Annotated in this window: 10 protein-coding genes and 1 pseudogene; 9 read left to right on the top strand and 2 right to left on the bottom strand. The window is 31.6% G+C overall.

The window, feature by feature from the left end; genetic code table 11:
• Positions 1-18: 18 nt before the first annotated feature.
• Complete coding sequence (locus tag AC0L4B_RS09040) at positions 19-1884, top strand: ABC-F family ATP-binding cassette domain-containing protein (RefSeq protein ID WP_473436630.1); 1866 nt, start codon at positions 19-21, stop codon at positions 1882-1884.
• Between the two features lie 70 nt (positions 1885-1954).
• Here AC0L4B_RS09040 and AC0L4B_RS09035 read toward each other — a convergent pair whose 3' ends face one another.
• Positions 1955-2329, bottom strand: coding sequence for a hypothetical protein (locus tag AC0L4B_RS09035; protein WP_473436629.1), 375 nt, complete (start codon positions 2327-2329; stop codon positions 1955-1957).
• Positions 2330-2484: 155 nt separating this feature from the next.
• On the opposite strand from AC0L4B_RS09035, the gene AC0L4B_RS09030 reads away from it, so the two are divergent.
• From AC0L4B_RS09030 to AC0L4B_RS09000, 7 genes are all read left to right on the top strand, one after another.
• Complete coding sequence (locus AC0L4B_RS09030) at positions 2485-2832, top strand: helix-turn-helix domain-containing protein (protein ID WP_473436628.1); 348 nt, start codon at positions 2485-2487, stop codon at positions 2830-2832.
• A gap of 49 nt (positions 2833-2881) precedes the next feature.
• Positions 2882-3658 (top strand): O-methyltransferase, encoded by a 777-nt coding sequence (locus tag AC0L4B_RS09025; protein ID WP_473436627.1) that lies wholly within the window; start codon positions 2882-2884, stop codon positions 3656-3658.
• Positions 3659-3737: 79 nt separating this feature from the next.
• Entirely contained in the window at positions 3738-4670 is a 933-nt protein-coding gene (locus AC0L4B_RS09020; RefSeq protein WP_473436626.1) for a hypothetical protein, read from the top strand.
• 16 nt (positions 4671-4686) lie between these two features.
• Positions 4687-5280: a cob(I)yrinic acid a,c-diamide adenosyltransferase gene (locus AC0L4B_RS09015; RefSeq protein ID WP_473436625.1), complete on the top strand. Its 594-nt coding sequence runs from the start codon at positions 4687-4689 to the stop codon at positions 5278-5280.
• A 140-nt stretch (positions 5281-5420) separates the two neighbouring features.
• Positions 5421-5642 (top strand): DUF2795 domain-containing protein, encoded by a 222-nt coding sequence (locus AC0L4B_RS09010; protein ID WP_006989959.1) that lies wholly within the window; start codon positions 5421-5423, stop codon positions 5640-5642.
• 274 nt (positions 5643-5916) lie between these two features.
• Complete coding sequence (gene secA, locus AC0L4B_RS09005; RefSeq protein WP_473436624.1) at positions 5917-9273, top strand: preprotein translocase subunit SecA; 3357 nt, start codon at positions 5917-5919, stop codon at positions 9271-9273.
• A gap of 96 nt (positions 9274-9369) precedes the next feature.
• Positions 9370-9786 (top strand): hypothetical protein, encoded by a 417-nt coding sequence (locus AC0L4B_RS09000; RefSeq protein WP_473436623.1) that lies wholly within the window; start codon positions 9370-9372, stop codon positions 9784-9786.
• A 16-nt stretch (positions 9787-9802) separates the two neighbouring features.
• On the opposite strand, the pseudogene AC0L4B_RS08995 reads toward AC0L4B_RS09000, so the two are convergent.
• Positions 9803-11277, bottom strand: a pseudogene (locus tag AC0L4B_RS08995) (helix-turn-helix domain-containing protein).
• A gap of 118 nt (positions 11278-11395) precedes the next feature.
• On the opposite strand from AC0L4B_RS08995, the gene aceB reads away from it, so the two are divergent.
• On the top strand, positions 11396-12994 hold the full coding sequence (aceB, locus tag AC0L4B_RS08990; protein ID WP_473436622.1) for a malate synthase A: 1599 nt from the start codon (positions 11396-11398) through the stop codon (positions 12992-12994).
• Positions 12995-13036: the final 42 nt, after the last annotated feature.

Genomic DNA, 13036 nt, shown 5'->3' with positions numbered 1-13036 from the left:
TGTAAAAAAAATAACATCTTGAATTATTTAACTGTAGAAAACATTGCCAAATCTTATGGCGAATTAACTTTATTCGAAAACATTTCGTTTAGCGTTCATAAAGATCAAAAGATAGCTTTTGTTGCTAAAAACGGAACAGGAAAAACATCCATACTAAAAATGCTAGCTGGTTTTGATGTTCCTGATCAAGGTAATATTATTTACAGAAAAGATATTAAAGTCGCTTTTTTACCACAAGAACCTGTACTAGACCCTACATTAACTATTGAAGAGGCTATTTTTGACGCAGACAATCCTGTGTTAGATATTATTAAAAATTACGAAAAAGCATTACTTAATCCTGAAGATGAAGACGTCTACCAAAAAGCTTTTGAGCAAATGGATAGACACAATGCTTGGGACTTTGAAACCCAATACAAACAAATATTATTCAGACTTAAATTAGACGATTTAGACCAAAAAATAAGTAGCTTATCTGGTGGACAAAAAAAGCGTCTAAGTCTAGCCAATGCTTTAATTAACAAACCAGACTTGTTAATTTTAGATGAACCTACTAACCACTTAGATCTAGAAATGATTGAGTGGCTTGAAGCTTTTTTTGCTAAAGAAAACATCACCTTATTTATGGTGACTCACGACCGCTTTTTTCTAGAACGTGTGTGCAACGAAATTATAGAACTTGATCATGGTGAGTTATACAGCTACAAAGGAAACTACTCTTATTACCTTGAAAAAAAGGAAGAACGTGTTGCCAGAGAGCAAGTAGAAACTGGTAAAGCTAAACAACTGTTTAAAAAAGAATTGGTTTGGATGCGTCGCCAACCTAAAGCACGTACCACAAAATCTAAATCTAGAATTGATGATTTTGCCGAAATAAAGCACAAAGCCCATAAACGTAGAAATGACCATGTGGTAGAGCTTGAACTTAATATGGAACGTTTAGGAAGTAAAATTGTAGAAATGGTTAACCTTTCTAAAGCCTTTAAAAACAAAACCATATTAGACAAGTTTAATTACAACTTCCAGCGTGGTGAACGTGTCGGCATTATAGGTAAAAACGGAACAGGTAAATCCACGTTTCTTAACATGCTTACCCAAACCACACAACCTGATAGTGGAAAAATAATTATTGGTGAAACCGTAAAATTTGGATATTACACTCAAGCAGGTATTAATCCTAAAGAAGGCCAAAAAGTTATTGATATCGTTAGAGAGTTTGGTGATTATATTCCATTAAAAAAAGGACGCCAAATTAGTGCACAACAATTATTAGAGCGTTTTTTATTTGACAGAAAAAAACAATATGATTTTGTTGAAAAACTAAGTGGTGGAGAACGTAAAAGGTTATATTTATGTACCGTTTTAATACAAAACCCTAACTTTTTAATACTTGATGAACCTACCAACGACCTTGATATTGTTACACTAAATGTATTAGAAGACTTTTTACTAGACTTTCCTGGTTGCCTTATTGTTGTGTCACACGACCGTTATTTTATGGATAAAATCGTAGACCACCTGTTAGTTTTTAAAGGCGAAGGTATTGTCGAGGATTTCCCTGGTAACTACACAGATTATCGCACCTACGAAGATAGTAAACCACCAGAAAACTCATCAAATTCTGAAGATAAAAAAGAAAAGAAAAACTGGAAAAAAGACAGCAATACTGCATTGTCTTATAACGAACAAAAGGAATATAACAATCTAGAAAGTAAAATCAAATCCTTAGAGTTTGATAAAAAAGAAATCGAACAGAAGTTTTTAAATCCAGATTTAACGCAAGATCAAATTAACGAGTTATCTAATAAAATACAAACCATTTTAGACAGCATTGAAGAAAAAGAAATGCGCTGGATGGAACTTGCCGAAAAATTAGAAGACTAAAACTAGAGTTAAATTCAAAAAAAAGCACAATATAATTATTGTGCTTTTTTTATTTCAAACTTACGACAAACTACAGTTTACCAGAAAGTTTATTCTTGTACTTATTTAATAGTGATTTAGTCATACCTAAATTAGATTTAGTTGAATCAACTGCTAAATAAATAAAGTATTTATTATCATCTGAAATATCAATAATATGAATTTGACCAGTAATATTTATTAATATATCATCAATACTTTGATCTAAATTTAAAACTTCAATAGCTTTAAGCTTTGCTTTTACAACTTCAAGGTTAAATGCTGCTGCAAGTTCTGGATCAAAATCTGGAGATATTGAATCCGAATAGTATGAAATTCCACTTTTAATTTCAGTTACTGTCACTGCTAGATATCCAGAAACATTATCTTTCAAGTCACTCGCAAATTGATTTAAAAAATCAGACATAATTTAGGGGTTTTGTATTATTTATTTGTTAATTATTGTAATATTATATTTGTTAAAATGATCAAATATTCATTTTTTTGTGCGAATATATAATATTTTGTCTGATTATACATTATATTGAACGACGTAATTATTATTAAAACCATAATATTTTAATGCCTGAATTTAACGAAGTAGGACTTAGATTTTACAAATACTTAAAAAACAAAGGTTTAGGAGTTAATGACACTGCCAGAAAGTTAGGTTTCTCTGGTAGTCAAATTAGCAATATTAAAAACGGAAGAGTTTTTGGTACAGACAAAATATACAAAATATTGAATGAATTTAAAGATTTAGATGCAAATTGGCTATTTAGAGGTGTATCCAATGAAATACCAGAAATAGATGTTAATCAATTGGATTATATGATAGAATTACAAAAAGAAAGAATTATAGATTTAAAAAAAGAAAATGCAGATTTAAAAAATCAGATCAAAGCATTAAACAAATTAAAAGAATCTTAAATCAATCAACTTTTAATAATTACTACCTCTTCAAAAAATAAAGCATTATATGCTATACCAAATTAAACAGTATTTTAAAATACTTTTAAAATCGACCAATCAGCATGGTGTCCACTCACCTTTTGTATATAATTTAGTAACTAAATGTTTTTATAATTCAAAAAAACAACCAGCTTACAAAACAATAAAAGCTTACAGAAAACAACTCATACAAAACAAGACTATAATAAAGGTTACTGATTTAGGCGCAGGAAGTCAGGTTTTTAAAAGCAATTCCAGAACCCTATCACAAATTACTAAAGTGGCTGGTTCCAATTACAAAGAAGCTAAATTACTATACAGACTTGCTAATTATTTTAAACCCAACACCATTCTTGAATTAGGAACCTCTTTAGGTGTTGCTACGCAAGCTTTAGCTTTAGGCAATCCTGAAGCAAACATTACCACAGTAGAAGGTTGTCCAAATATTTCGGCAGTAGCCAGAGAGCAATTTAAACATTTCGATTTAAATAATATTACCTTAAAAACAGGTGATTTTAAAGAAGTCATACAGCACATAGACTCACAAAACACCTACGATTTAATCTATTGTGATGGTAACCACAACAAAGAAGCTACCTTACACTATTTTGAAGCATTACTACCAAAAACTCACAATGATTCAATACTAATTTTTGACGATATCTATTGGTCAAAAGACATGACAGAAGCTTGGGAAGCTATCAAAAAACACCCTAAAGTTACTGTAACTATCGATACTTATGCATTTGGTTTTGTGTTTTTCAGACAAGAACAAGCTAAACAACATTTTACAATAAGACTGTAATCACTTATAGTAGAATTAAGACATAAAATATCCTTATATTTCAACTTTACTAATCATTTAACCACTTAACCTCATACTTATGTCAAAGTATTACTCACCTTCCGGTAAATTTGAACCAATTGCTATCCTTTATTTTGTTTTAGTTACCCTAATTGCAGCTCCTATTTTAGGTTTTATCTATTCTTATGCAATATGGTTTATACCATTTATTTACATTAATTTTATTATCGCAGGTGCTTTAGGTTTTGGATTAGCTTGGCTAATATCATATGTAGTAGTAAAAATAGGAAAAGTTCGTAATAATAAACTAGCAATCATTTTTTCACTAATAGCAAGTCTAGTCGCTCTCTATTCTGCTTGGGTTGTTTGGGTTGATCTTGCTATTAATGCAGGAGAGAGCTATGGAAACTCAAGAATTGGAATAACCACAAGTAATGTTAAGCTAGAACAACTAGTCGTATTAGCAGGTAACCCTAGTGCTTTATTTGAATTAATAGGAATAATTAACGAAGTTGGTACTTGGGGCATTAGATCTGCTGAAGTTAGTGGTGTTTTTCTAACTATAATATGGATTATAGAAGCTTTACTAATAATTATTGCTACAATAATTTTTACAAATGGTGCTTCTGAGCCATTTTGCGAGTTAAGCAATCAATGGTTTGAAAGCAAAAATCTACCAGTTTTTGATTATATTGATAATAAAACTGATTTAATTAAAGCGCTTGAACAATCAAATCCAAATGCTTTTGAAAATCTAATTTACGCTAAAACAGCTGATCAAAACCATAGTATTTTCACGCTATACACATCAAAAAATAACGAAAATTACTTAACAATAAATAACAGGACCGCCAAACTGGACAAAAATAAAGAAGTAAGCTTTGATGATGATATAATATTAGAACACATTAGCTTAAATAACGAACTTAAAGAAAAGATTATTAATTTTAAAGAAACAACAACTTTTAACGAAGAAAACAAGCAAGCACAAATCACAAAAGATTTAACTTAAGAAGCCTAATTAAAACATGAAAATTTACACTAAAACAGGAGATAAAGGTACAACTGCTTTGTTTGGAGGTACACGCGTACCAAAACACCATATTAGGATTGATAGCTACGGAACGGTTGATGAACTTAATTCACATATAGGATTAATCAGAGACCAAAATATAAATACATTATACAAAGACATTTTAATTATCATTCAAAATAAACTGTTTACGGTAGGAGCTATTTTAGCCACAGACCCTGTAAAAGCAATCTTAAAAAACGGAAAAGAGCGATTAAACATCAATAAAATATCAGATGATGACATTGCCATTTTAGAACGTGAAATGGATGGTATGAATGAAGCTTTGCCACCAATGACACATTTTGTATTACCTGGAGGACATCAAACTGTGTCATTCTGTCACATTGCCAGAACAGTCTGTAGACGCGCAGAACGCTTAGCATCAGCGCTTAACGACTTAGAACCTTTTGAAGCTAATGCATTAACCTATTTAAACCGTCTATCTGACTATCTTTTTGTATTGGCACGAAAATTGTCTCATGACTTACAAGCAGACGAAGTAAAGTGGATTCCGAAAAAAAGTAACCCCTTTTATAAAGCACTGTGATTAATAACACTGCAAAATACTTTAGTATCAAGTAGTTTCAGTTTAAAAGACGTTCTTTTTTTAATGAAAAAATAATTCACTTTTTTCTTGACTATTTAAACTAAAAATTTATTTTTGCAAAAATAAAAACCGCATAAGAAATGTATTGGACATTAGAACTAGCATCTTATTTAAGTGATGCACCTTGGCCAGCAACTAAAGATGAGCTTATTGACTACGCAATTAGAACAGGAGCACCTTTAGAAGTTGTAGAAAATTTACAATCTATTGAAGATGAAGGAGATTCATACGATTCTATAGAAGAAATTTGGCCAGATTATCCAACTGACGAAGATTACCTCTGGAATGAGGATGAATATTAATAACATCAAATAGTACAAAAAAGTCTCAATTAGAGACTTTTTTTGTGCTTTAAAATTTAGCCAAACGCAGCTAAAAACGTATATTTAAACCCGTTTTAAAAACACTTTTTTGTGTCTTTAAAAAAATATCAGTCGTAAATAATCACACGATTTGACAAAGTATTAACAAACCTAAAGTTGCTAACCTATTAAGCAAGGCAACTTAACCTATTAAAAACTAAACATGAAAGCCTTTAAAACCAAAGTCTTTCATCTTAAATAAAACACAAAAACTATGAGTTTTTTAAATTCCGTACTAAAAGTGTTTGTTGGCGACAAGTCTAAACAAGACGTCAAAGCCATCACACCAATAGTAGATAAAATTAAATCTTTTGAAAAAGCCCTAAGCGCTTTATCTCATGATCAATTAAGAGCCAAAACAGACGAGTTTAAAGCTATAATTGCTGAAACAAGAGAACCGTTTTACAGTAAAATTGAAGCCTTAAAAACTGAAGCTGAAGCAACTGAAGACATTGATAAACGTGAGGACATCTACCTTGCAATTGATAAAATTAAAGACGACTCCTACACTGCCACAGAAGCAACATTAAACAACATATTACCTGAAGCCTTTGCAGTAGTAAAAGAAACTGCTAAACGTTTTAAGGACAATCCAACAATTACGGTAACTGCAAATGAATTTGACAGAAACCTATCTGGAGACAAAGACTTTGTAACCCTTGAAGGCGACAAAGCAACTTGGTCTAACTCTTGGGATGCTGCTGGTAAAGCCATTACTTGGGATATGGTACACTATGATGTACAACTTATTGGTGGTGTAGCAATGCATCAAGGTAAAATTGCCGAAATGCAAACTGGTGAAGGTAAAACCTTAGTAGCAACATTACCTGTTTACCTAAATGCGTTAGCTGGTAAAGGTGTACACTTAGTAACCGTAAACGACTATTTAGCAAAACGTGATAGCGCATGGATGGCTCCAATATTTAACTTTCATGGTTTAAGTATTGACTGTATAGATTACCACCAACCTAATAGTGATGCACGTCGTAAAGCATACAACGCAGACATTACTTATGGTACCAATAACGAGTTTGGTTTTGACTACCTACGTGATAATATGGCACATGCACCAGGAGATTTAGTGCAACGTCCACACCATTATGCCATTGTAGATGAGGTCGATTCGGTATTAGTAGATGATGCACGTACACCATTAATTATTTCTGGTCCAATACCAAAAGGAGACGTACATGAGTTTACAGAGCTTAAGCCAAAAGTAGACGATATTGTTAATACACAACGTAAATATTTAACTCAAGTTTTAGTAGAAGCTAAAAAACTTATTGCCGAAGGTGACACTAAAGAAGGTGGTTTTAAATTACTACGTGTTTATAGAGGTATTCCTAAAAACAAAGCCTTAATAAAGTTTTTAAGTGAAGAAGGTGTAAAACAAATACTTCAAAAAACCGAAAACTATTACATACAGGACAACAATCGCGAAATGCCTAAGATTGATGCAGAACTGTACTATGTTATTGAAGAAAAAAATAATCAGATAGAATTAACAGATAAAGGTGTTGATTATTTATCTGGAAAAGATAATCCTGACTTTTTTGTAATGCCAGAAATTGGTGTTGAAATTGCAAAAATTGAAGCTCAAAACTTATCATCGGAAGAAGAAGCAAATCTTAAAGAAGATTTATTTCGTGATTTTGGAATCAAGTCAGAGCGTATTCACACATTAAACCAATTACTTAAAGCTTATGCTTTATTTGAAAAAGACACACAATATGTGGTCATGGATAATAAAGTTATGATTGTAGACGAGCAAACTGGTCGTATCATGGATGGTCGTCGTTATAGCGATGGATTACACCAAGCAATTGAAGCTAAAGAAAACGTAAAAATTGAAGACGCGACCCAAACCTTTGCAACGGTAACGCTTCAAAATTACTTCAGAATGTACAAAAAACTATCTGGTATGACAGGTACTGCTGTAACAGAAGCTGGAGAATTCTGGGAAATTTACGAATTAGATGTAGTAGAAATCCCTACCAACAGACCAATTGCCAGAGATGATAGACAAGATTTAGTTTATAAAACTAAACGTGAAAAATATAATGCAGTTATTGAAGAGGTTACTAAACTTTCTGCAGCTGGACGTCCTGTATTAATTGGTACGACTAGTGTCGAAATTTCAGAACTTTTAGGTAAAATGCTATCTATTAGAAAAGTACCACACAACGTACTTAACGCAAAACAACATAAAAAAGAAGCCGAAATAGTTGACCAAGCTGGTAAAGCAGGTCAAGTTACCATAGCAACCAATATGGCTGGACGTGGTACAGATATTAAATTAAGTGACGAAGTTAAAGCTGCTGGTGGTTTAGCCATCATTGGTACAGAACGTCATGATTCTAGACGTGTAGACAGACAGTTACGTGGTCGTGCAGGACGTCAAGGAGATCCAGGAAGCTCTCAGTTTTATGTATCGCTAGAAGATAATTTAATGCGATTATTTGGATCAGAGCGTATTGCTAAGATGATGGATAGAATGGGATTACAGGAAGGTGAAGTGATTCAGCATTCTATGATTTCAAAATCTATTGAGCGTGCTCAGAAAAAAGTTGAAGAAAACCAATTTGGTGTTCGTAAGCGTTTATTAGAGTATGATGATGTTATGAACTCTCAACGTGAAGTTGTATATAAACGTCGTTACAATGCTTTATTTGGAGAGCGTCTTCGTGTGGATTTAGCAAACATGATTTATGATACTTCAGAAGGTATTGCAGAATCTAACAAAGCTGCTAGTGACTTTAAGAATTTTGAATTTGAATTAATCAGATTCTTCTCAATGTCTTCACCTATTACAGAAGCTGAGTTTAATAAAATGACACCTTTAGCTATTGCTCAAACCATTTACAAAGCTGGTTTTGATCATTATAAAGAAAAAATGGAGCGTAATGCAGAAATAGCATTTCCTGTTATTGAAAACGTATACGAAAACCAACGTGACCAATACAAGCGTATTGTTGTTCCTTTTACCGATGGTGTTAAAAACATACAAGTTGTTACAGATTTAGAAAAAGCTTATCAAACAAAAGGAAAGCAATTAGTTACAGACTTTGAAAAAAACATATCTCTTGCCATTATTGACGATGCTTGGAAAACACATTTACGTAAAATGGATGAGTTGAAGCAGTCTGTACAATTAGCTGTACACGAACAAAAAGACCCTTTATTAATTTATAAATTTGAAGCTTTTGAGTTATTTAAAGCTATGATTGACCAAGTTAATAAGGACGTTATTTCATTCTTATTTAAAGGAGAACTACCTACTGAAACTACTAATGCTATTAGCGAAGCTAGAGAAGTGCGTCAAAAAGACAATCTTCAAACACAAAAAGAAGAAATACAAAACTTAGACGAGCGTGCTGCACAAAATAGAGCTGCAAGTAATACACAACCGCAACAACAAGTAGTAGAAACTATTGTTAGAGACCAACCTAAAATTGGTCGTAATGACAAAGTAAATATTAAGCATATTATTACTGGAGAAAGTAAAACAGTAAAATACAAACAAGCAGAACCTTTAATAAACAAAGGAGAATGGGTTTTAGTTAATGACTAAAAACTCCTACTGTAAAATAATCAAAATCCTAAAGCAAAAGCTTTAGGATTTTTTTTGTAAATTTAAATAAGTAACTAACGTCTCTAACTTAATATTATGCTTAAAAATATACTGGCAACTATCGTTGGATTTATTGTAGCAGCTGCTACAGTTTACATTGTTGAAACATTGATTGGTCATAATTTTTATCCATTACCAGAAAGTATGGATCCAAATGATATGAAATCTATAAAAACCAACATGCATTTAATACCACAAGGCGCTAAAACATTTGTTGTATTAGCTCATTTCATTGGTATTATAGCGGGTATGACCATTGCAGGAGTAATTTCTAAAACCAGCATAGTACCTTCATACATTGTTGGTGGACTAATGGTAATTGCTACATTTACTACAATTATCATGCTTCCAAAAGAATTGTGGTTTGCTGTTACCGATGGTATTTTAGCTATTTCAGGATTCTTCTTTGGCAAATCATTAGCCTCAAGATTTATTTATGGCTCATTAGTATAAATTTCACAGCTAGTTTTTAAGAAAACTTAGTTGTTAATTCACTTACTATAGATTCCATTTTTTTGTTTTTTGCTTTTTTCTCTAAAAAAATCGCAGGCACTTCCCTATCCTTACAATCTTTTATAGCACAACGCTCGCAAGTCACACCTACATTTTTAGTTTCTATAATTTCATCTTGTAAAAAATTAACTTTACGTTGTAATTGCTTATTAATCAACAAACCAATACTGATACTCCTGTAATGATTATCTCTAAAAGGATCTTTAGTTGCTGAAGACAACACCAAATATTTTACACCATCATCTTTATAATTAGAGATTTGATAATCAAAAACATGTGCTGTTTTACTTTTACTAATGTCTTTAAGCATTTTTAAAGACACCCAACGTCTACAATAATGCTCATTAGTTTCATTTGCATGTGGAGATTGTTGATGTGATAAATGCAACTCTTTTTTTAAATAAAAATTAGGACTTTTAGCTTTATGCGTAAATCTTAAAAAAATAAATTCTGAATATTAAATGCTTTTGGAATAACGTTAGTTAAACGCTGATAAAACGATTCTGGTGATGCATTGTAACTATCAATAGCCTTCAAAAATAGTGAAGCATCAAAAGTTTCTTTTTCAAAAATATGATTTAGTTGCGAAATAATTTTTGCACTAGGTATAATTAAAGCTCCTGCAAAGTAAGATGCATAAAAATTATTTAAAACCTGATCAAAAGTGTCAAACTTAATCCAAGGAAACGTATATAAACGTTGTTCTATTTTTAAAAAATTATAAGCTAATTCTTTTGCATAGATAAAGGTACGTTGTGCTTCATCAATCTCATTTGCTAACAATAAAGTCTTCGTTTTAGGAACAAACATAGACCTTAAATTACCCAAAGCTTCATATTTACTAAGTTCATTGGGTTGAATGGTATAACCATATTCTTCAACTAAAACCTCCTCTAAATCTTTAGATGTAATTGTTTCATTTAAATCAATATGATAAGCTTCCGCAAATCTCAATACACTTTGTTCTAAATCTGCAAAATAGTTATTATTCGCTTGTTGAAACGATCGTACAGAAGCTAAATAAAAACTTTCTCTACTAAAGTTATAATTCTGTGCAATTTCAATAATTGTACTAATAAACGCATTGACTTTAGCTGGTGCATTTGCAACAATATCTATCAGGTTACTTTCTTTAATTCCAAAAAGTTCTAACGGAATTTCTTTTAAAATTTTTGACTGTAATAAATCACCAATTGGAGCTAAATTTTTGTCCAATTTAAGAGACACCATTTGGTCATAAGGTACATCCAATTTTTCAGAAAGTATAGCAATTTTATCAGGTTTAGGATATTTTTTTCCGTTTTCTATTTCGTTTAAATAGGACTTTGATAAACCTGAGAGTTTAGATAAACCTAATAAGGATAAATTCTTATCAGTCCTTATCTGCTTTAGCTTTAATCCAAATATTAGTTTTATGTAATCTTCTTCCATAATTACAAATATAGCATTTTTTGCGAATATTCTATTTTGGCGAAAAAAATTTTTAGCGAACGTTCGCTTGTTTTATTCGATTCTTTGTTTTAATATTGTCGTACAAAATCATAACACAATGGAAAACAATCTTTTAAAACAACCAAAAATCACATTCTCTAGAGACGTTACAAATTACTACCCAGAAATTTTAACAGATGAAGCCTTAGTTTTTTTAACAGCTTTACATGAAAAATTCAATAATCGAAGATTAGAATTATTAGATGAACGTGTCAAACAACAAACAATTTTTGATAAAGGTCAATTTCCTGAATTTCCAAAAGAAACAGAATCCGTTAGAACATCTGAATGGACAGCAAATCCAATACCAAAAGATTTACAAGATAGACGTGTAGAAATTACAGGTCCTGTTAATAGAAAAATGGTCATTAATGCATTAAATTCTGGTGCAAAAACATTTATGGCAGACCTTGAAGACAGCAATGCTCCTAGTTGGAAAAATAACATCGAAGGTCAAATAAACCTAATGGATGCTAACAATAAAACCATAACATTAGTAGACACTAAAAAGAATAAAACCTATCAACTAAAGCCAGAAACTGCTGTATTATTAGTTAGACCAAGAGGTTTACATCTTAATGAAAGACACATTACATTTGATAAGCAAGAAGCTTCTGGTAGTTTAATAGATTTTGGACTATACGTGTTTCATAACACAAAAACTTTACTAAAAAATAATACTGCACCTTACTTCTATTTACCAAAATTAGAGCATTACTTAGAGGCTAGATGGTGGAATGACGTATTTACTTTTGCAGAAGAATACCTAAAAGTAAAAGAAGGTACATTTAAAGCTACTGTTTTAGTTGAAACTATCACTGCAAGTTTTCAGCTTGACGAAATTATTTACGAATTAAAGGAACATATTGTTGGTTTAAACTGTGGACGTTGGGATTACATTTTTTCTTACATCAAAAAATTCAGAAATCATCCAAACTTTGTAGTTCCTAATCGTGATCAGGTTACTATGACAACACCATTTATGGATGCGTATTCAAAATTAGTAATACAACGTTGTCACAAAAGAGGCATTTTAGCTATTGGTGGAATGGCTGCACAAATACCAATTAAAAATGACGAATATGCAAATTTAGCAGCGCTTGAAAAAGTAAGAAAAGACAAAGAGCGTGAAGTTAAAAATGGACATGATGGGACTTGGGTTGCACATCCTGCATTAGTGGATGTTGCTTTAACCGAATTTAACAAACATATGCCAACACCAAACCAATTACACGTGACACGAGATGACATCACTATTACAGAAAAAGATTTAGTCGAAGTTCCAAAAGGTACTGTTACTGAAGCTGGAATACGAAAAAATATTAATGTCGGAATTTTATATACCGAAGCTTGGTTAAGAGGTCATGGAGCTGTCGCACTTTATAATTTAATGGAAGATGCAGCTACTGCTGAAATCTCTAGAACGCAAGTTTGGCAATGGTTAAAAAACGAAGTTATCTTAGAAGATGGACGTGCGTTTGACATGAAACTTTACGTAACCCTTTTTAATGATGAAGTAGAAAAAATATTAATTGAAATTGGTGAAGAAAATATTGAAAACACCAAATTTAAATTAGCTATAGACTTATTTGACAAATTGGTTTTAGCTGACAAATTTGAAGAATTTTTAACGCTTCCAGCTTACCAATACATATAAAAAACAATCCTGCGATTGCGGCAACAATCAACAGGATCTAAT

It is taken from the genome of Olleya sp. NP1-10, from assembly GCF_055804415.1.
The sequence above is the reverse complement of the archived record's forward strand: the minus strand, read 5'-3'. Positions and strand labels throughout refer to the sequence as shown.

Coding starts and splice junctions, on each gene's coding strand:
- AC0L4B_RS09035 (WP_473436629.1), bottom strand. CDS start 2,329: ATGTCTGATTTTTTAAATCAATTTGCGAGTGACTTGAAAGATAATGTT.
- AC0L4B_RS09030 (WP_473436628.1), top strand. CDS start 2,485: ATGCCTGAATTTAACGAAGTAGGACTTAGATTTTACAAATACTTAAAA.
- AC0L4B_RS09025 (WP_473436627.1), top strand. CDS start 2,882: ATGCTATACCAAATTAAACAGTATTTTAAAATACTTTTAAAATCGACC.
- AC0L4B_RS09020 (WP_473436626.1), top strand. CDS start 3,738: ATGTCAAAGTATTACTCACCTTCCGGTAAATTTGAACCAATTGCTATC.
- AC0L4B_RS09015 (WP_473436625.1), top strand. CDS start 4,687: ATGAAAATTTACACTAAAACAGGAGATAAAGGTACAACTGCTTTGTTT.
- AC0L4B_RS09010 (WP_006989959.1), top strand. CDS start 5,421: ATGTATTGGACATTAGAACTAGCATCTTATTTAAGTGATGCACCTTGG.
- secA (WP_473436624.1), top strand. CDS start 5,917: ATGAGTTTTTTAAATTCCGTACTAAAAGTGTTTGTTGGCGACAAGTCT.
- AC0L4B_RS09000 (WP_473436623.1), top strand. CDS start 9,370: ATGCTTAAAAATATACTGGCAACTATCGTTGGATTTATTGTAGCAGCT.
- aceB (WP_473436622.1), top strand. CDS start 11,396: ATGGAAAACAATCTTTTAAAACAACCAAAAATCACATTCTCTAGAGAC.